Source organism: Streptomyces sp. NPDC057253 (assembly GCF_042669125.1).
In the GTDB taxonomy this organism is placed as follows: Bacteria; Actinomycetota; Actinomycetes; order Streptomycetales; family Streptomycetaceae; genus Streptomyces.
Genome location: NZ_JBHUXV010000035.1, coordinates 18426 through 36618, shown reverse-complemented (window position 1 = coordinate 36618; position 18193 = coordinate 18426). Strand labels below are relative to the sequence as shown.

Annotated in this window: 17 protein-coding genes; 9 read left to right on the top strand and 8 right to left on the bottom strand. The window is 71.6% G+C overall.

The annotated features are described in order from the left end of the window. Positions 1 to 33: 33 nt before the first annotated feature. Both ACFULQ_RS20645 and ACFULQ_RS20640 read left to right on the top strand, forming a co-directional pair. Entirely contained in the window at positions 34 to 819 is a 786-nt protein-coding gene (locus ACFULQ_RS20645) for a Scr1 family TA system antitoxin-like transcriptional regulator (protein ID WP_383546079.1), read from the top strand. Continuing rightward, on the top strand, positions 816 to 1016 hold the full coding sequence (locus tag ACFULQ_RS20640) for a DUF397 domain-containing protein (RefSeq protein ID WP_383545991.1): 201 nt from the start codon (positions 816 to 818) through the stop codon (positions 1014 to 1016). The genes ACFULQ_RS20645 and ACFULQ_RS20640 overlap by 4 nt, the downstream gene beginning before the upstream one ends. A 27-nt stretch (positions 1017 to 1043) precedes the next feature. Here ACFULQ_RS20640 and ACFULQ_RS20635 read toward each other — a convergent pair whose 3' ends face one another. Further along, positions 1044 to 1340: a hypothetical protein gene (locus ACFULQ_RS20635; RefSeq protein ID WP_383545989.1), complete on the bottom strand. Its 297-nt coding sequence runs from the start codon at positions 1338 to 1340 to the stop codon at positions 1044 to 1046. 146 nt (positions 1341 to 1486) lie between these two features. On the opposite strand from ACFULQ_RS20635, the gene ACFULQ_RS20630 reads away from it, so the two are divergent. After that, a complete protein-coding gene (locus ACFULQ_RS20630) occupies positions 1487 to 2269 on the top strand; it encodes an intradiol ring-cleavage dioxygenase (protein WP_383545988.1) in 783 nt (260 codons plus the stop codon). Positions 2270 to 2354: 85 nt separating this feature from the next. Here ACFULQ_RS20630 and ACFULQ_RS20625 read toward each other — a convergent pair whose 3' ends face one another. Together ACFULQ_RS20625 and ACFULQ_RS20620 are read right to left on the bottom strand one after the other, a co-directional pair. Continuing rightward, positions 2355 to 3005, bottom strand: coding sequence for a DUF4360 domain-containing protein (locus tag ACFULQ_RS20625; RefSeq protein WP_383545986.1), 651 nt, complete (start codon positions 3003 to 3005; stop codon positions 2355 to 2357). Between the two features lie 170 nt (positions 3006 to 3175). Then, positions 3176 to 3634, bottom strand: coding sequence for an RrF2 family transcriptional regulator (locus tag ACFULQ_RS20620; RefSeq protein WP_383545984.1), 459 nt, complete (start codon positions 3632 to 3634; stop codon positions 3176 to 3178). Positions 3635 to 3754: 120 nt separating this feature from the next. Between ACFULQ_RS20620 and ACFULQ_RS20615 the strand changes: the two genes are divergently transcribed. Beyond that, the gene (locus tag ACFULQ_RS20615) at positions 3755 to 6745 is read left to right on the top strand and encodes a beta-galactosidase (protein WP_383545983.1); all 2991 of its coding nucleotides are present in this window, start codon (positions 3755 to 3757) and stop codon (positions 6743 to 6745) included. Between the two features lie 75 nt (positions 6746 to 6820). Continuing rightward, the gene (locus ACFULQ_RS20610; protein WP_383545981.1) at positions 6821 to 8644 is read left to right on the top strand and encodes an endo alpha-1,4 polygalactosaminidase; all 1824 of its coding nucleotides are present in this window, start codon (positions 6821 to 6823) and stop codon (positions 8642 to 8644) included. 18 nt (positions 8645 to 8662) lie between these two features. Here ACFULQ_RS20610 and ACFULQ_RS20605 read toward each other — a convergent pair whose 3' ends face one another. Continuing rightward, on the bottom strand, positions 8663 to 10174 hold the full coding sequence (locus tag ACFULQ_RS20605; RefSeq protein ID WP_383545979.1) for an alpha-N-arabinofuranosidase: 1512 nt from the start codon (positions 10172 to 10174) through the stop codon (positions 8663 to 8665). Positions 10175 to 10412: 238 nt separating this feature from the next. On the opposite strand from ACFULQ_RS20605, the gene ACFULQ_RS20600 reads away from it, so the two are divergent. From ACFULQ_RS20600 to ACFULQ_RS20590, 3 genes are read left to right on the top strand one after another with little or no spacing between them, the layout of a single operon-like run. Continuing rightward, positions 10413 to 11003 (top strand): toxin-antitoxin system, toxin component family protein, encoded by a 591-nt coding sequence (locus ACFULQ_RS20600; RefSeq protein ID WP_383545977.1) that lies wholly within the window; start codon positions 10413 to 10415, stop codon positions 11001 to 11003. A gap of 26 nt (positions 11004 to 11029) precedes the next feature. Beyond that, positions 11030 to 12316, top strand: a complete 1287-nt coding sequence (locus tag ACFULQ_RS20595; RefSeq protein ID WP_383546077.1) for an MAB_1171c family putative transporter — start codon at positions 11030 to 11032, stop codon at positions 12314 to 12316. Next, positions 12249 to 13754, top strand: a complete 1506-nt coding sequence (locus ACFULQ_RS20590; protein WP_383545975.1) for an FAD-dependent oxidoreductase — start codon at positions 12249 to 12251, stop codon at positions 13752 to 13754. Before ACFULQ_RS20595 ends, ACFULQ_RS20590 begins: the two co-directional genes overlap by 68 nt. 51 nt (positions 13755 to 13805) lie before the next feature. Here ACFULQ_RS20590 and ACFULQ_RS20585 read toward each other — a convergent pair whose 3' ends face one another. The 4 genes from ACFULQ_RS20585 to ACFULQ_RS20570 form a co-directional block, all read right to left on the bottom strand. Next, positions 13806 to 14660 (bottom strand): SMP-30/gluconolactonase/LRE family protein, encoded by an 855-nt coding sequence (locus ACFULQ_RS20585; RefSeq protein WP_383545974.1) that lies wholly within the window; start codon positions 14658 to 14660, stop codon positions 13806 to 13808. Beyond that, positions 14657 to 15430, bottom strand: a complete 774-nt coding sequence (locus ACFULQ_RS20580) for an IclR family transcriptional regulator (RefSeq protein ID WP_383545972.1) — start codon at positions 15428 to 15430, stop codon at positions 14657 to 14659. The genes ACFULQ_RS20585 and ACFULQ_RS20580 overlap by 4 nt, the downstream gene beginning before the upstream one ends. A 156-nt stretch (positions 15431 to 15586) precedes the next feature. Further along, positions 15587 to 16810 (bottom strand): PucR family transcriptional regulator, encoded by a 1224-nt coding sequence (locus ACFULQ_RS20575; RefSeq protein WP_383545970.1) that lies wholly within the window; start codon positions 16808 to 16810, stop codon positions 15587 to 15589. 3 nt (positions 16811 to 16813) lie between these two features. Beyond that, on the bottom strand, positions 16814 to 16966 hold the full coding sequence (locus ACFULQ_RS20570) for a hypothetical protein (RefSeq protein WP_185092818.1): 153 nt from the start codon (positions 16964 to 16966) through the stop codon (positions 16814 to 16816). Between the two features lie 205 nt (positions 16967 to 17171). On the opposite strand from ACFULQ_RS20570, the gene ACFULQ_RS20565 reads away from it, so the two are divergent. Continuing rightward, positions 17172 to 18161 carry a DUF3068 domain-containing protein gene (locus ACFULQ_RS20565; RefSeq protein WP_383545967.1) on the top strand — a complete coding sequence of 330 codons (990 nt, stop codon included), beginning with the start codon at positions 17172 to 17174 and terminating at the stop codon, positions 18159 to 18161. Positions 18162 to 18193 lie beyond the last annotated feature (32 nt).

Here is an 18193-nt window from a genome sequence, read left to right as displayed (position 1 = left end):
GATGGTGGCGGTGAGCCGGAGTCCTCGGACAGCATGCGGACCTTCGGGGCGGTGCTTCAAGCCCTGCGGGAGCATTCGGGACTGAGCAGGGAGGAGTTCGGCGATCTGGTGGGGTTCTCCAAACACACGGTGGCGTCCGTGGAGTTGGGCCGCAGGATGCCGGACCTGGTGCTGGTGGAGCGGGGAGAGGAGGCGACGGGGAACACGGGGGCGTTGCGCAGGTCGTTCCCCAAGCTGGCCCGGCAACCCGGGCTGGCGGCGTGGTTTCGGCAGTGGGCGGGGCTGGAGGCGTCCGCGATCACGCTGTACACGTATGAATGCCGGTTGGTTCCGGGTCTGTTGCAGACGGAGGCGTACGCACGGCAGCTGTTCGTCGACGAGCTCCCGCTGCTGGACGACGAACAGATCGAGACGCAGTGGACGGCACGGATGGAACGGCAACGGCTGCTGCGGGAGCGGCCGAACACCGCGTACAGCTTCATCGTCGAGGAACACGTGCTCCTCCGCCGCACGGGCGGAGCGGACACCACACGAGAGCTCATCGATCACCTGCTGGAGGTCTCCGAGCTGCGGAACGTCGAGATCCAGGTCATGCCGCTGGTGCGGCCGTCGCACGCCGGGCTGCACGGGCCCATGCAGTTGCTGGAGACCCCGCAGAACAGGTGGTTCGCCTACACCGAGGCCCCGGAGAGCGGGCTGCTCATCTCCGACCGCAAAGTGATCAGCGTGCTCCAGAGCAGGTATGCCAGGATGCGTTCACAGGCGCTCTCCATCACCGACTCGGCAAGCCTGTTGCGACGGATGCGAGGAGATCTATGAGCACCTCCGAACCGGCCTGGTTCAAGAGCAGCTACAGCAGTAGCGGTTCCGGCGACTGCGTAGAGGTCGCCCTCACCCCCGCCACCATCCACATCCGCGACTCCAAGAACCCCCGCGGTCCCCGCCTCACCACCTCCCCCGCCCCCTGGACCGACTTCCTCGCCCACCTCACGGGTGACCCGGGCGCAGGAGCCTGACGGCGCCCGCGCCGGCTCACCCGAGCGTCACCTCTCAGGACCGAAGTCCGCCTCCAGCCGCTCCTTCCACCCCGAGTCCGCCAGACCCGCCCCCACCAGCACGTCCCGCCAGTCCTCCTTGGCCAGCTGGACGGCGTCGAGCAGGCGGTCCACCCGGCCCTGGCCGCACAGCAGGGTCGCCGCGGCGATGCGTTCCTTGTCCTCCTGGTCGCCCCGGTCGGTCAGGTGGTTGACCAGTTCGGTGAGGAGATCCCCCACCACCTCGCCCTCCCGGCCGGGAAAGTCCACCGCGATGCGCCGTTCGACCCGCACGGTAAGCCCCATTTACCCTCCTTGTCGGCATACGCCCCGGTACGGTACCGCGCCCATCCCTCCCGACCGCGCAACCTGTCTCGCAAGAAACTTGACCGCCCCTCTTTTTGCCGAACTGACAGCCCATCAACAGCGAGCGTTTCTACGGTGCCGTGTTCATGACAGACACCCCCATGAACGAGACCCCTCAGACCCCCCTCGGCCGCCGGACCGTCCTCCTCGCCACCAGCGCCACCGCAGCGACCCTCGCCGTGGGCGCCGCCGCGTCCGACAGCCCCGGCACCGACACCCAGGCGTCCCCCCACACCGCCCCCGTCGCCGCCGCGGCCGTCTGCACCCTCACCAAGGAGCTGACCGAAGGCCCCTACTACCTCGACGGCCAGTACGTCCGCGCCGACATCACCGAGGGCAAGACCGGCTTCCCGCTCAAGCTCGCCCTCACGGTCGTCGACGACGACACCTGCGCCACGATCAGCGGCGCCCTCGTGGAGATCTGGCACTGCGACGCGCTCGGCGAGTACTCGGGCTACGTCGGCAACAACGGCCACGACGAGCCCGACAGCGGCACCTTCCTGCGCGGCGGCGTGCTCACCGACTCCGGCGGCGTCGCCGCGATCACCACGGTCTACCCGGGCTGGTACCGGGGCCGCTGCGTCCACATCCACGTCAAGGTGCACATCGGCGTCACGCTCACCCCCGACGGCTCCTTCACCGGCGGCACCGAGCTCCACACCGGCCAGCTCTTCTTCGACGAGACGGTCACCGCCAGGGTCGGCGCGCTCTCGCCGTACTCGGCCAACACCGTCCCCCGCACCACCCTCGCCCAGGACTCGATCTACGACGACGGCGGCGCCGCGTCCGGGCTCCTGACCCTGACCGCCCTGGGCGGCTCACCCTCCGCCGGCTACTCCGGCACCCTGACCCTCGGCGTCGAGAAGTGACCCTGGCGCCTGCGCCCCCGTGACCCACCGAGCCGCCCGCCACCCCGAGGAGGTGGCGGGCGGCCCCTGTCTCACCGACGGCCGGTCACTTGCCGGGGCACTCCTTCCACGCCATGTGGTAGATGGTGCTGATGTCGCCGTCCGTCGAGTCCATCGTCATGAAGCTGACCTTGGACGGCGAGGAGGAGCCGGCGTTGACACGGATCTCCGTGTTGATGTTGAAGTTGCGCTGGACCCCGCAGGGTGCCCAGACCAGCTGGGCCCAGTCGGTGGTGTCGGTCGCCTGCCAGTTGTCGTTGAGGGCGCCGGTGAAGTTGTGGGTCTTGAAGGCCGTCTGCGAGGAGCCCTGGAAGTAGTACGAGGCTCTCTGGACGGCGCTCGCGCCCGACTGGAGCGAGGCGAAGCCCCGGTAGTCCGCGCTGGCGATGGCGTACGTGAAGCCCTGCGGGACATGGACGATCAGGTTGAGCTGGCAGTTCTTGCGGAACGCCGTGGGGTCGGAGTTGCCGCCGACCTGGGCGAGGTAGTCGCTGTAGGTCACCGTGAAGGCGGTGTTGTCCTCGGAGACCGCGACGGCCGCCGTACCCGCGGGACAGCCGGAGCCGTTCACCGTGGCGACGTTGATGACGATCTTGTCCGGGGGCGGGTCGACGAACCCGCCGGACGGGTTGTGCGCGGGCACCGCCGCGGTGACGAGAGCGGCTACGGCGCCGCCCAGGAGCAGTCCACTTGCCATGGGGGGTCTCTCCTCTGCGCTGACATGTTGAAGCGTGGAGAACCTGTGTGGTTTCTGTGAAGCACCGCGGCGAGGGAATCGTAGGGAGCGCCCTGGGGTGCCGCCAGAGCGAACTCCAGCCATTCCGGCATTGGCTCAACTCACGTGTCAGCAGGTGCAGTTGGCCGGAATCAGGGGTTCTCCCAGGCGGCCGGCTCGGCCGCGAGCCGCTTCACCGGCTCCGGCAGCGCGTCGCCCGCGATGTCGGCGATGGTGACGCCCTCCAGGATCTTGCGGACATTGGCGCGCAGGGCGATCCACAGCGGGAGCAGCGGCTGGGCGGAGCCGGTGTACTCCAGTCCGGTGGGGCGCTCGCCGCGCACCGACACGATCGGGCCGTCCACCGTACGGATGACGTCCGCGACGGTGATGGCCGAGGCCTCGCGGGCGAGCCGGTAGCCGCCGCCCCCGCCGCGCCTGCTGTCGACGATCCCGCCGCGCCTGAGGTCACCGAGGATCCCCTCCAGGAACTTGTGCGGAATGTCCTGGACCGCGGCGATGGCCTCGGCCTTCACCGGCTCCGAGTCCCGCCTCACGGCGAGCTCCAGCACCGCCCGTACCGCGTAGTCCGCCCGCGCAGAGATCCTCATACGACAATTGTGCGGCGTCCGGCCATAGAGAATGGCCACACCACAATGGCCTCACCACTCACAGCCCGGCGGACGGGCCGGGCACGGACACGAGGACAGGCACGACCAGGAGGCGCTCCCTTGGAGCTGAGCAGACGTACATTCAGCGCCCTCGCCGGCACCACGGCGCTCGGCTTCGCGCTGAGCGGCAGTGGTGGGGAGACCACCCGGGCGTACGCCTCCCACAGCGTGCCCACCGGGCCGGCGCCGGGCGCGCCCGCGGCCGACCGGACCCGGCACACGGTCGGCTTCGACGAGTACTCCCTGCTGGTCGACGGCCGCCGTCTGGTGCTGTGGTCGGGCGAGATGCACCCCTTCCGGCTGCCGAGCCCGTCGCTGTGGCGGGACGTCCTGCAGAAGATGCGCGCCCACGGCTTCAACGCGGTGAGCGTGTACGTGGCCTGGAACTACCACTCCCCCGGTCCCGGCCAATACGACTTCACCGGCGTCCGCGACCTCGACCTGTTCCTGCGCACGGCCACCGAGACCGGCCTGTACGTGATCCTGCGCCCGGGCCCGTACATCAACGCCGAGGTCGACGGCGGCGGTTTCCCGGGCTGGCTCGCCACGACCGCCGGCCGGGCCCGCACCTCCGACCCGACCTATCTGTCGTACGTCGACGAGTGGCTGACCGCGGTGAACGCGATCGCCGCCCGGCACCTGTTCACCAAGGGCACCGGCACGGTCCTGCTCTACCAGATCGAGAACGAGTACGACGCCTTCGTCGACGAGCCGCTCGGCCAGGACTACATGTCCCACCTGTACAAGAAGGTGCGCGCCGACGGGATCGACGTACCGCTGTTCCACAACGACAAGGGCAGGAACGGCTACTGGGCCCCCGGTTCCTTCAACACCGGCGGCGAGGAGGGCGGTTGGCTGTACGGCTTCGACGGCTATCCCGCGCCCGGTGAAGTGCCCCCGGACTGGGGGCACTTCGGGGTGGGCGGGCTCAAGGGCGGGGCGACGGCCAGTCCGCGCACGCCCGGGTTCATCCCGGAGTTCGGCGGTGGCTGGTTCGACCCGTGGGGCGGGGCCACCTTCGACGGCAAGGGGTACGCCGAGGCCCGGTACAGCCGGGACGCGGCCTACGAGCGGCGCTTCCAGCTGACCAACCTCGCCAACGGCATCACCGTGCACAACGTCTACATGACCTTCGGCGGCGCCTCGTGGGGCTGGCTGCCCGCCCCGCAGGTCTACACGTCGTACGACTACGGGGCGGCGATCGACGAGGCCCGCCGGCAGACCCCGAAGCTCGCCCCCCTGCACCAGCTCGGCCATCTCCTGCGGACCGTGCCGGACCTCGCCAAGCTGGACCGGGCGGACGCGGTGCGGGCCGCGGACGAGCGGCTGAAGGTGTACCACCTGACCAACCCGGACACCGGCTCCCAGGTGTACGTGGTGCGCAACGACACCGACGCGCCGATCACCACGACCATCCCGGACGCCGGGATCGACGTGGCGTTCACGGTCGCCCCCCATGACGCCCGGCTGCTCACCGCCAACCTCCAACTGGGCGGCCGTACGCTGAAGTTCGCCACCGCGCAGCCGATGATGTTCCTCAAGGCCGGCCGGATGAACGTCGCCGTGTTCACGGCCCCGCACGGCGAGATGGCCCAGGTGTTGCTCGAATGCCCGGAGGAGCCGCTGGTCACCCGCGGGGACGCGGAACCCGCGTGGAACTACGACCTCGGCGTCCTCAGGATCACCACGCCGATCGGCGTCGGGGGTCTCGCCCGGGTGCGGATCGAGGGCGGCGGCAGCGGCGACACCCCGTTGCTGCTGATCTTCGCCGACGACCCCGGCGCGCTGCGGCTCTTCCCGCTGGACACCCCGACCGGCACGGTCCTGGTCTACGGCCCCTCGCTGCTGCGCGAGGCCACCCTGGACGGTGTGACCGCCCACCTGACCGGCGACACCGTCGAGGGCACCGGCATGGAGGTGTGGGGGCCGCGGGGCCTGGGCCGGATCACCTGGAACGGGCGCCCGCTGCGCACCTCGATCACCCCGATGGGCAGCCTGCGCGCCGAGATGCCGCCCGTCCCGGGGCAGCTCCCCATCCCCGCCGTGGGCGAGGTGCGGCTGCCCGCGCTGGGCGGCTGGCGGCGCCGTACCGAGAACTTCGAGGCCCTCCCGGACTACGACGACTCGGGCTGGACAACGGCCGACCGCACCGGCTCGTACAGCACCACCCCGGTCCCGAGGGGCGGGCCGGTCCTGTTCGCCGACGACTACGGCTTCCACTACGGCGACGTCTGGTACCGGGCTCGGTTGACGGACGCGGCGGACCTGGAGTCGGTGTCGCTGTCCTACAGCACCGGCACGCAGGGGCTGCTGATGGCGTGGCTGGACGGCGAGCCGCTGGGGACGCACCGGATGCCGGTGCCGGACAAGTCCACGGCGAGGAAGGGGAGTTGGGCGGCCACGGCCACCTTCGAGACGCCCCGCCCCGCCGGGGAGTCACCCCGCGTGCTGTCGGTCCTGGTCCGGCGCATGGCCCACGACATGGACGGCAGGTCGGCCGACTCCCACAAGGTGGCCCGGGGGTTGACGGCGGTCACCTTCAAGGGCGGTTCCCCGAAGGCCAGTTGGCGCATCCAGGGCGAGACGGCACCGGACCCGGTGCGCGGGCCGCTCAACAACGGCGGGCTGTACGGGGAGCGCAAGGGCTGGCATCTGCCGGGCTTCGACGAAGAGCACTGGGAGCCCGCCGAGTTGCCGCGCGCCGACCGGCGCCAGGGGGTCACCTGGTACCGGACGACGTTCCGGCTCGGCGTGGACGCCGGCATCGACGCCTCCGTCGGTCTCGTCCTCGACGACGACCCGAAGCGCGCCTACCGCGTCCAGATCTTCCTCAACGGCTGGAACATGGGCCAGTACGTCAACGACGTGGGCCCGCAGCACACCTTCGTCCTGCCCAACGGCATCCTGCGCACCCGGGGCACCAACACCCTGGCCCTGGCGGTCCTGGCCGACGGGAGCACGGAGTCCGGGCCCGGGGACGTACGGCTGCGGCTGCTGGGGACGTCGGCCGGAGGCGTACCGGTCACGGAGGTGGAATCCCCCGGCCGCTAGCCTGATGTCGTTGAACTTTCGAGCACCCGTCCTCGGGAACTTCGAGCACCCCCTACTCGGGAAAGGTGACCCGCGATGCCGCTGAGCCCCGGCGATCCGGAGTCCATCGGCGGCTACACGCTGGTCGACCGGCTCGGCAGCGGCGGCATGGGGATCGTCTACCTCGGCCGTTCGGAATCCGGGCGGCAGGTGGCGGTCAAGCTGGTGCATCCCGCGTTCGCGCTGGACGAGGAGTTCCGCACCCGCTTCCGGCAGGAGGTCGCGGCGGCCCGCCGGGTGAGCGGGGCGTTCACGGCCCCCGTGGTGGACGCGGACCCGGACGCCCCGCAGCCGTGGATGGCCACGCTGTACGTCCCGGGCCGCACCCTCGCGGACATCGTGACCCAGGACGGCCCGCTGCGCGGCAGCGCGCTGCGGGTGCTCGCGCTGGGCCTCGTCGAGGCGCTGCGGGACATCCACCGGGTCGGCATGGTGCACCGCGACCTGAAGCCGAGCAACGTCCTGATGGCCGAGGACGGGCCCCGGGTCATCGACTTCGGCATCTCCTACGCCGTCGACAACGAGGCGCTCACCATGACCGGGCGGCTGATCGGCACCCCGCCCTTCATGTCCCCGGAGCAGTTCGCCGCGCCGCGCGAGGTCACCGGCGCCTCGGACGTCTTCTCGCTGGGGTCCCTGCTGGTCTACGCGGCCACCGGCAACCGCCCCTTCGACGGCAGCAGCCCCTACCTGACGGGCTACCAGGTCATGTACGAGCCGCCGGCCCTGGACGGGGTGGCGGAACCGCTGCGGAGCATCGCCGAGCGCTGCCTGGACAAGGACCCGGGAGCGCGGCCCGAACTGGGTGAACTGCACGAGCTGCTCAGGGCGTTGCCGGACACGGAGACACCCTCGGACCCTGCCGCACCGGATCCCGCCGTGCCGGTGCCGTCCGTACCGGTTTCGCCCGTGCCTGTTTCGTCCGGGCCGTCCGACCCCACGAGGACCGGCCGGCCGGTCTCGCGGCGCGGGCCCCGGCGGCGCGTCCTGGTCGGGCTCGTCGCCGCCCTGGCCGTCACCGGGCTGAGCATCGCGGCGGTGCGGGCCGGGTCGGACAGCGACAGCCCGTCGCCGTCATCGTCATCGTCATCGAGCGGGCCGACGGCCACCGAGAGCAGGGCCACCGCCCCCGCGGCCACCGCCCCCGCCGCCGTGGCCCTCCCGCCCAAGCACGTGCCGTGGGACTACCAGATCGGCGGCGCGTATCCCCCGGCGGCGGGGGTCCGGGTGGTGAGCCGCAGCTACGAGGACGCCCCCGCGCGGGGGCTCTACAACATCTGCAACATCAACGCCTACCAGGCCGACGCGGGCGAGGAGAGCCACTGGGACGCCGACCTGCTGCTGCGGGACGCCGACGGCAAGGTCGTCTACGACAAGGACTGGGACGAGGCCGTCCTGGACATCCGTACGGCCGCCAAACGGGAGCGTATCGCCGCCCAGTTGGGCACCTGGATCGACGCCTGCGCGGCCAAGGGCTACCGGGCCGTGGAGCCCGACAACTACGACTCCTTCACCCGCTTCCCGTCGTATCTGAAAGCCGGTCAGGCCACCGCCCTGATGAAGCTGCTGGCGGCGCACGCCCACGCCAAGGGGCTGGCCGTCGCCCAGAAGAACACCGCGGAGCTGCTCTCCGACCACACGTCGGTGGGCCTGGACTTCGCCGTCGTGGAGGAGTGCGCGGAGTACGAGGAGTGCGGCGAGTTCGCGGACGCCTTCGGCGGCCACGTCCTCGTGGTCGAGTACACCAGGAAGGGCCTCGCCACGGCGTGCGCCGACTGGAGCAGCACCCTCAGCGTGGTGCGCCGGGACCCGGACGTCGTGCCCGAGGGCGCCGCCGGTTTCCTGCGCGAAACCTGCTGACGCCCTCGGGGATCCGGCTCAGCCGAGCCGGATCACGTTCCAGGACAGCGGCTCCAGTACGGCGGTGAGGGTGCCGTCCTTCAGCGCGGTGCCCTCGGCCGCGTGCGGGGCGACCCGCTCGGGCTCGTCGAGGGTGTTGCGGGCGCCCGGGTCGGCGTCGGCGAGGACGCTGTGCTCGACGACGTCCGTCAAGTCGAGGCCGCTCAGGGCGACTTCGAGCGGCAGGGCCTGCGACTGGCTGCGGTTGACCGCGAAGACGGTCACCGAGCCGTCCTCGGCGCGCACCGCGGTGGCGTGCAGAAGGTCCGTCTCGCCGTACTTCTTCGTCTCGTACGTCGGCGAGTCGACCCGGACGTCGAGGACCTCGCCGCGGCCGTACTTCGAGGCCTGGGCGAACGGGAAGAACGTGGTCTGGCGCCAGGCGGGGCCGCCCGGCTCGGTCAGGATCGGGGCGATCACATTGACCAGCTGGGCGAGGCAGGCGACGGTGACGCGGTCGGCGTGGCGCAGCAGGGCGATCAGGAGCGAGCCGAAGACGACCGCGTCCAGGACGCTGTAGTTGTCCTCCAGGAGGCGGGGGGCCTCCGCCCAGTCCCGCGCGCCGGAGTTCTCGATCTCGTGCCACTCGGACATGTACCAGACGTTCCACTCGTCGAAGGAGAGGTTGATCCTCTTCTTCGACTTCAGCTTCGCGCCGATGTGGTCGGCGGTGGCGACCACGTTCTCGATGAAGGACTCCATGTCGACCGCGGAGGCCAGGAAGGAGTCGAGGTCGCCGTCCTCGGGCTGGTAGTAGGCGTGCAGGGAGATGTGGTCGACGAGGTCGTACGTCTCCTCCAGGACCGTCGCCTCCCACGCGGCGAAGGTCGGCATGGACTGGCTGGAGGAGCCGCAGGCGACGAGTTCGACGTCCGGGTCGATCTGGCGCATCGCGCGGGCCGTCTCGGCGGCGATCCGGCCGTACTCCTGGGCGGTCTTGTGGCCGGTCTGCCAGGGGCCGTCCATCTCGTTGCCCAGGCACCACAGCTTGATGCCGAAGGGATCCTTGTCGCCGTGGGAGACCCGGAGGTCCGACAGGGCCGTGCCCTGCGGGTGGTTGGCGTACTCCTGGAGTTCGAGGGCCTCGGCGACGCCCCGGGTGCCGAGGTTGAGGGCCATCATGGGCTCCGCCTGGGGACCCACCTTCCTCAGGAAGGCGATGTACTCGGAGAGGCCGAAGCGGTTGGTCTCGGTGGAGCGCCAGGCGAGGTCGAGGCGGCGCGGGCGGTCCTCGACGGGGCCGACGGAGTCCTCCCACTTGTAACCGGAGACGAAGTTGCCGCCGGGGTAGCGGATGGCGGTGACGCCGAGTTCCTTCACGAGCTCCAGAACGTCCTGGCGCAGGCCCGCTTCGTCGGCCGTGGGGTGGCCGGGTTCGAAGATGCCGGTGTAGACGCAGCGGCCGAGGTGTTCCACGAAGGAGCCGAACAGGCGGGGGTTGACCTCGCCGATCCTGAAGGCGGGGTCGAGGGTGAAGCGGGCGGTGCTCATCTGGGCCTTTCGGGTCGAATGTTGTCCGCGGGTGGTTGGTGGCTGGTCGCGCAGTTCCCCGCGCCCCCAAAGGGTTCGGTATCTCGAATTGTGATCGTCACTTCGAACGGGACCGTAGGCAGGAAGCGCTTCCCAGTCAATGGGGTGTGCAGCAGGATGGGATCGCGTGACGGGACACTTCGGGGCGCGTACTCTCGAACAGCCCGTCCTACGGCGGCGGGAAGGTTCAGGGGGTGGGATGGACATCGCGGGCGCGCGCAGAAGTGCGGCCCGGATCGCCTCGGCGCTGCGGCGCACCCGTGCGACCCCGGCCATGCGCGATCTGGTCTCCCACCTCACCACCGCGGTCCGGGCCAGGCCCCGTCCCCCGGCCGACGTGCCCGAGCTGTGCCGGGCCCTGTGCCAGGAGATGAGCGCCCGTCGCGGTGGCCGCCCCGTCGACCTGCGCTTCGAGCGCTTCCCCGACGAGATCGCGGTCACCGGGCTGTGGGTGGAGTTCCAGGACTTCGACCTCGTCATCGTGGAGGAACGCGCCGAGGAGGTGCAGCAGTTGGTCATCCTCGGCCATGAGCTGTGGCATCTGCACGCGGGCCACGCCCATCACCACGCGGCCGCGGCCGACGCCATCGCGAGCCGGTCCGGCTGGGACTCCGTCGCCCTGACGGTCGCCGCCCGCAACGGCTCCCGGGCCGCGGACGAGGCCGAGGCCGACGACTTCGGGCACCGACTGGCGGCCGCTTTCCGGCCGTTCGTGTCGGCCCGCGGCCCGGGCAGCCGGCCCGACCCGGTCCAGCGCTCGCTCGGCTACCGCGGAGGCGGCACGCGGTGACCCGCACCGAAACGACGACCCGCCTCGTGACGGCGGCCCACCCCGACCTGGCCGCCTCCATCACCGGGCTCCAGATCTCCTACTGGCTCCCGGGCCTGGTCCTCACCGCCGCCCTGGTGATCAAACTGCCCAGCATCCTCAAGCTGTGGCGGGACCCGCTGCTGCGCGCGGTCGGCGGTCTGCTGCTGTTCGCCTGCGCGGTGTTCGCCTGCGCCGCCCCCAGCACCATCGCCTGGACCAACCGGGTCACCGGCGTCCCGAACATCGCGGCCCCCTGGGTGTACTCCCTGATCACCGCGCTGTCCGCGTCCTGGCTGCTGCTGGTGGTGCACTGGCGCAACGGCCTCACCGACCGCTCGGCCGAGACGCGCCGCGCGACCCGCTGGGTGGTCTGGGTGTACGCGGGGGTGGTGGTCGCCCTGTGGACGCTGTTCGCGCTCGCCGACGTCCCCGTGGAGCAGATCCGGGACCTGGACACCTACTACGCCAGTACGCCCTTCATGCGCGAGGAGATCCTGCTCTATCTGCTCGCCCAGGCGGTGGCCTGCTCGATCACGACCCGGCTCGTGTGGAACTGGATCCGCACCGACGGCCTCGACGGCTGGCTGCGCTGGGGGCTGCGCTTCCTCGGGGTCGGCTTCGCGACCAACCTGCTGTTCAGCGCGGCCAAGTTCACCGCCGTGGTGGCCCGCTGGACCGGCCACGACCTGGACTGGCTGAACACCAACATCGCGCCCTCGGCCGCCTGTATCGCCGCCACCCTGGTCGCGATCGGGTTCATCGTCCCGCACGCCGGCCAGTACCTCCAGGAGCGCTGGCTGGTCCGCCGCCGGCACCGGAGCCTGCGGCCCCTGGCCCGGCTGATGCGGACCGTCGCGGGCAGCCGGGAGCCGCTCGCGCTGCGCGCCACCCCCGAGATGCGGCTGATCCGCCGCGAGACCTACATCCGCGACGCGCTCCTCCAGCTCTCCCGGTTCCTCGACGAGGACCTGCGGGTGCGTGCCTACGACGCCGCCCTCGCCCTCGGGCACGAGCGCGGCCGGGCCCAGGCGCTCGCCGCCGCCGTGACGCTGCTGGACGCCGTCGAGAGCGAGCGGAGCTCCGCGCCCGGCGCCGGCACCGGCGAGCCGGACACCACCTACCTGTTGCAGGAGATCCAGGCCGTGTCCGAGGTCCTGCACAGCCCCGACGAGATCAAGGCGGTCCGCGCCCGCGCGGCTGTCCCGGCAGAGAGCATGTCCACGCATGAGTACCGCGTCTTCCCGGGGGACGACTCCCGGACCCCCAGCAGAAACGCAGGCCGGCAGCGATGACCGGCGTGGACGTCGGGCGGCGGACCTGAGCGGCACGGGCGAGCACCCGTCCCCCGCCCGCGTCGCCGTCGTCCTCGGGGGATCCCACACGGGCATGCTCGCGGCGGCCGCGCTGGCGGACACCGTGGACCGGGTCGTCGTGGTCGAGCGCGACGAGCTGCCCACGGAGGCGGCACCCCGCAAGGGGCTGCCGCAGGCCCGGCACGCGCACATGCTGTGGTCGGGCGGGGTGCGGGCCCTGGAGGAGCTGCTGCCCGGCGTCACCGAGGCGCTGCTGGCCGCCGGGGCGCGCCGGGCGCCGGTGACGACGGACATGGTGGTCCTCTCGCAGCACGGCTGGTTCCGGCGCTGGCCGGAGTCCCACCACGTGATCCTGGCCGGCCGGGACCTGCTGGACGCGACGGTCCGGGCGCGGGTCCTGGCCGACGAGCGGATCGAGCTGCTCGCCGGCACGGAGGTACTGGGCCTGGTCGGCGACGCGAAGGCCGTCACCGGCGTCCGGGTCAGGGAGCGCGACGGCCGCGAACGCACGCTCGGCGCGGGGACGGTCGTGGACGCGACCGGGCGGGCCTCGGGAGCGCCGCGCTGGCTGGCGGAGCTCGGGCTGCCCGCGCCGGAGCGGCGGGAGGTCGACTCCGGGCTGGTGTACGCGAGCCGGCTCTACCTCGCTCCCGAGGCCGCCCGGGACAGTTTCCCGGTCGTCAACGTGCAGCCCGACCCGCGGGTGAAGGGCCCCGGACGGGCCGGGTTCCTGCTGCCGATCGAGCACGGCCGGTGGATCGTCACCCTGAACGGGACGCGCGGCGGGGAGCCGTCCGCGGCCGACGACGACTTCGTGCGCTTCGCCCGCGAGGAGCTGCGGCATCCGCTGATCGGCGAGCTGCTAGCCCGTGCGGAGCCGCTGTCGGGTGTCTCCGTCACGCGGACCACCGTCAACCGGCGGTACTTCTACGAGCGGATGCCGGCCTGGCCGGAGAACTTCACGGTGCTCGGCGACGCGCTGGCCGCCTACAACCCGGTCTACGGCCACGGCCTGGCCGTCGGTGCCCAGAGCGCGCTGCTCCTGCGGGACCTGACGCGGCGGTACGGGGCCGGGTCCGCTGGGCTGTCCGGCCGGGTGCAGAAGGCGGTGGCCCGGCCGGTCGGCGCGGCCTGGGACCTGGCCACCGGGCAGGACGTGTTCTATCCGGGGGCGACGGAGGGCGGGCCGACCCGACGGGACCGGCTGGTGGCCGGGTACGTCTCCCGGCTCATGCGCACGGCCACGGGCAACGGCCGGATCGCCCGCCGCGTCACCGACGTGACGTCGCTGGAGCGGCGGGCGGAGGTGCTGCTGACGCCTTCCGTGCTGCTGGCGGCGGCGGTGGGGCCGTTGAAGGAGCCGTTGGCCGAACCGCCGTTGAGCGCGGAGGAGTTGAAGCGGGCGGGGTTGCAGTAGCCGACGCCGGTGGCGCCTGTGTTCGTGGGCTCTGTTCGTCAGCTCTGTTGGTCAGCCGGCGAAGGGCGGTTGCGGCAGGCCCTTGCCCGCAGCCGGGACCACCAGCAGGGAGCCCGCCACCGGGTGCGGTGCCGTGAGGCCCACCCGGGCCGTGGTGACGTACAGGTCGGTGAGGTCGGGGCCGCCGAACGCGCAGGCGGTGACGCGCGGGACCGGCAGGGCGATCACCCGGTCCAGCGCACCCTGGGGCGTGTAGCGGCGTACCGCTGCCCCGTCCCACAGCGCGACCCACACACAGCCGTCGGCGTCGACGGTGAGGCCGTCGGGGAAGCCGGCGCCGTCCTCGATCTCGACGAAGGTGCGGCGCCCGGTGATCCGGCCGCCGTCGTGGTCGAAGACGTCGACGCGCCGGGTGGGCGAGTCGACGTAGTACATGAGCCGTCCGTCCGGGCTCCACCCGGTGCCGTTGCTGACGGCCACGTCGTCGAGGACGGTGGTGTGGGTGCCGTCGGCGGTGATCCGGGACAGGGTGCCGCCGCCGGGCGCCTCGTCGTAGCGCATGGTGCCGGCCCAGAGGGAGCCGTCGGGGGCGACGGCGGCGTCGTTGGCGCGGCGGCCGGGGACGGGCTCGTGGTGGAGCCAGCGGAAGGTGCCGTCCGGCTCCAGGACGGCCACGCCGTCGCGGAGGTTCAGGACGAGGCCGCCGGCCGCGCGCGGCTTGACGGCGCCGATGTGCTGGTCGAGGACGCGGACCGTGCGGCCGCCGGTGGCGGGGTCGTAGGTGTGCAGCCGGGCGCCGAGGATGTCGATCCACAGCAGCCGGTTCCCGGCGGCGTCCCAGGTGGGCCCCTCGCCGAGGGTGGCCTCGGCCCGGACGGCGACGTCGTACGTGCTGAACTGGGTCATGCCATGCTCCGGTGGCCGAGGCGCTCGGAGAGTTCGGCGGCGCCCTTGGCGGCGAGCTGCTCCAGTTCACCGCGGCGGTCGTCGCTCCAGCGGATCATCGGCACCGAGATGGACAGCGCGGCGACGACCTGGCCGGTGCGGTCGCGGACCGGGGCGGCCACGCAGGAGACGTCCGGGTTGGACTCCCGGGTCTCGACGGCGATGCCGCGCTGCCGGATCTCGTCCAGGGCGGTGCGCAGGGCGCCGGGGTCGGTGATGCTGTTGGGCGTCATGGCGACCAGCGGGACGCCCTCCGGGATACGGGAGGCGAGCTCCGGGTCGGGGAGGGAGGCGAGGAGCATCTTGCCGACGGAGGTGCAGTGGGCCGGGAGCCGGCGCCCTGCCGCCGAGACCATCCGCACCGCGTGCGTCGAGTCGACCTTGGCGATGTAGATGACGTCGGTGCCCTCCAGGATCGCCACGTGCACGGTCTCGTCACAGGTCTCGGCGACGGACCGGGCGACCTGCTGCCCCTCGGCGGCGAGGTCGAGCTGCTCGGCGTACCGGCTGCCGAGCTGGTACGGCCGCACCCCGAGCCGGTAGCGTCCCGGCTGGCCCGGCACCTGGACGATGTACGAACGAGCGGCCAGAGTGGTCACCAGCTCATGAACGGTGGTGCGGGGCAGCTGGAGCCGGCGCACTATGTCGGGGGCGGAGAGCGTGCCGTCCCCGTCGAGGAAGAGCTCGAGAATGTCGAGAGCCCGGGTCACGGCAGGTACGAGGCGTCCCACAACCGGCCCCCTCTCTATGGTGTCTAAGGCGTCTGCGTTCGAAATTTCAACAGACGATCGGCATAACGAACACAGGCTAGCGACATGCGGTTTCCGCGGGCAATGGGCAGGCAGCGCGTTGACCCACTCCGTGTGCGGCACGTCACACTGCGTCGCTCAGGCCAGTTCCCCCCGCAGGCGGCGGGCCCGTAGGACCAGTTCCAGTTCGAAGCGGCGGTCCGGGTCGTCTATCTCGTCGCCCCACAGTTCTCGGATCTGGCGTAAGCGGTAGCGGACCGTCTGGGGGTGGACTCCCAGGCGGGCGGCCACCTCCGGGGCGCCGCCGCGGGTCTCCAGCCAGGCGAGCAGGGTCTCGGCGAGGCGGCGGGCGTGGGTGGGGCCGCAGTGCTGGAGGGGGGAGAGGCAGCGCAGGGCCAGGTCGTCTATCAGCTCCTCCGGTTGCAGGAGGACCAGGGCCTCGGTGTGTTCCGTGCAGTACAGGACCTCGCCGGTGGGCAGCAGGTCCCGTTCCATCAGGTGTACGGCCGCCTCGGCCCAGCGCAGGGACTTCGCCGCGTCGGCGAGCGGGACCGGGGGGCCGATCGCGCCCGACCAGCCGGTCAGGGCCCGGTGCAGGAGTTCGGGACGGCCGGCCGCGTCCGGTTCCGGGACGACCATGCGGGGCTGTTCGTAGTCCATGTCCAGCAGGACGCCCTGGGTCACCGCGGGCGGCACCGCCTCGCGCGCCGGGCGCAGCAGGACGCCGACCGCGACCTTCCTCGGCAGCGGCCAGCCGATGCGGGCCGCGCGTTCGGTGAGGGCCTCGGCCGGGTCGCCGTGGTGGCGGTCGGCCAGCAGCAGCTCCATCAGGCGGCGCTGGAGACGCAGCCGCTCGCCGGCCTGCCGGGCCGCCGCCTCGGCGTACCCGCGCACCGACTGGTCAACCAGGCCGTCCAGGTACTCGTAACCCGCGTCGACCAGCTCGTACATCGCCGGCGGCGGGATCTCCACCCGCTGCCCGATGTCGGCGAAGCGGCGCCAGGCCAGGCGTACGCCCATGCGGTAGATCGCCTGGAGGGAGTCGAGGCTGCGGCCGTTCAGGCCCTCTCCCCGGCCGAACTCCTGGAAGACGCCCGGGGGGACCGTCGGGCGGCCCTCCGCGGTCTCCAGGTGCTGGACGAAGACCTCGATCGCGCGGCGGATGCCGACCAGGGCCATCGGTTCGCCGGACTCGTCGAGGACGACCGGCAGATGCGGGTACTCACGGCGGATCTCGCGCAGGATCTCCTCCGCGAGCGAGGGGGCCTCGGACATGGCGATGGCGGCGAACCGGCGCACCTTCGGACGCGGGACGTCGTGCCAGGCCGAGCGGGTGTTCACGGTTGCCGGACGGGCGGCCACCGGTCAACTCCCCTGGTCCGTCTGCTCGTAGGTGATCAAGGGGGTGTTGGGCTGCTCGGGGGTCGCCTCCAGCAGCGCGACGATGCCGAGCGCGGCACCGAGGGCGAGCAGTGCGGCGGCCACGACGGTCAGTGCGGCGGCGAGCAGTCTGGACATCGCAGGGCACAGCCTCTCTCGAGCGGCTCGATCCGGCGTACGTCCCCACCCGGAACCCGGCCCGGTACCCACCCTGCCTGTCGACCCAGTGTCGACAGCCGATTGACAATCCGTCAAGACGTTGACACCCCGTGCCGATACGCCTACGGTCTCCGGCCCATAGAGCGGCCCGAACTCCGTCATCTCACGCCCCTGGAGTGTCCGGATGCGCCGTACAGCCTCTCCAATCTCCCTGATTCTGCTGGGACTCGGCACCTTTCTGCTGGTACTGGCGCCCCTGCTCGCGTGGTACGTGGAACCGCGCGCCGCCGTGAACCCGATCGACATCGACCAGACCGCCGTCTACCGCGGCACGGGCAGCGTCTTCGACACCGAACAGGTCAAGACCGTCCCCGACCAGCGGATCACCGTCACCCAGCGGGTGCGCGGCAACGTCGAGGACAGCGAGCGCAGCGGCCGGGCCGCGGTGTGGGACGTGACCACCACCGTCGACACCGACAAGTCCCTGCCGGCCGCCGATCCCCACGACGCCCTGGAGTTCATCCCGCACCGCTGGGTCATGGACCGCAGGACCACCAAGCCGGTGCACTGCTGCGGCGAGAAGCCGTACATCGAGGGCGAGGCCTATCTGAAGTTCCCCTTCGACGTGCAGCGACGCTCCTACCAGTGGTGGGACAACTCCCTGGGATCCACGGTGACGTTGCACTACCGGGGTACGAAGAAGGTTCAGGGGTACACGGGTTACCGGTTCACCGGCACGGTCGCCCCGGCGAAGGTCGGGACCCGGCTGGTGCCGGGCACGATCGTGGACGAACCCGACCGGCCGCAGGTGCTGGCCGAGGAGTGGTACTCCAACCATGGCATCGAGCTGGTCGTGGACCAGCGCACCGGCCGGGTCGTCTACGCGCAGGTGGGCCCCAAGCGCACGCTGCGGGCACCCGGCTCGAAGAAGGACGCCGTGGTCCTGCTGGACAGCCGGAAGATCGCGTTCACGACCGCGACCCAGAAGGACGCGGTACGGCTCGCCAAGCGGGACAGCGGACAACTGCGCGCGGTGGGTGAGACGTTGCCGATCGGGGCTGCTGTGGCTGGATTCGTACTGGCTGCCGTGGGGGGCGTTTTGGTGGTACGGGGGCGCAGGCGCCCCGAGTCCACCGATATGAGCGATACGCCCGAGCCCGTCCTCACGATGTGACTGGACGTCAGCTCTAATAAGCCCGGAAATTG

Excerpts from the sequence above, each read along its gene's own strand:
- ACFULQ_RS20645 (WP_383546079.1), top strand. The coding sequence starts at position 34 with ATGCGGACCTTCGGGGCGGTGCTTCAAGCCCTGCGGGAGCATTCGGGA.
- ACFULQ_RS20640 (WP_383545991.1), top strand. The coding sequence starts at position 816 with ATGAGCACCTCCGAACCGGCCTGGTTCAAGAGCAGCTACAGCAGTAGC.
- ACFULQ_RS20635 (WP_383545989.1), bottom strand. The coding sequence starts at position 1,340 with ATGGGGCTTACCGTGCGGGTCGAACGGCGCATCGCGGTGGACTTTCCC.
- ACFULQ_RS20630 (WP_383545988.1), top strand. The coding sequence starts at position 1,487 with ATGACAGACACCCCCATGAACGAGACCCCTCAGACCCCCCTCGGCCGC.
- ACFULQ_RS20625 (WP_383545986.1), bottom strand. The coding sequence starts at position 3,005 with ATGGCAAGTGGACTGCTCCTGGGCGGCGCCGTAGCCGCTCTCGTCACC.
- ACFULQ_RS20620 (WP_383545984.1), bottom strand. The coding sequence starts at position 3,634 with ATGAGGATCTCTGCGCGGGCGGACTACGCGGTACGGGCGGTGCTGGAG.
- ACFULQ_RS20610 (WP_383545981.1), top strand. The coding sequence starts at position 6,821 with ATGCCGCTGAGCCCCGGCGATCCGGAGTCCATCGGCGGCTACACGCTG.
- ACFULQ_RS20605 (WP_383545979.1), bottom strand. The coding sequence starts at position 10,174 with ATGAGCACCGCCCGCTTCACCCTCGACCCCGCCTTCAGGATCGGCGAG.
- ACFULQ_RS20600 (WP_383545977.1), top strand. The coding sequence starts at position 10,413 with ATGGACATCGCGGGCGCGCGCAGAAGTGCGGCCCGGATCGCCTCGGCG.
- ACFULQ_RS20590 (WP_383545975.1), top strand. The coding sequence starts at position 12,249 with ATGAGTACCGCGTCTTCCCGGGGGACGACTCCCGGACCCCCAGCAGAA.
- ACFULQ_RS20585 (WP_383545974.1), bottom strand. The coding sequence starts at position 14,660 with ATGACCCAGTTCAGCACGTACGACGTCGCCGTCCGGGCCGAGGCCACC.
- ACFULQ_RS20570 (WP_185092818.1), bottom strand. The coding sequence starts at position 16,966 with ATGTCCAGACTGCTCGCCGCCGCACTGACCGTCGTGGCCGCCGCACTG.
- ACFULQ_RS20565 (WP_383545967.1), top strand. The coding sequence starts at position 17,172 with ATGCGCCGTACAGCCTCTCCAATCTCCCTGATTCTGCTGGGACTCGGC.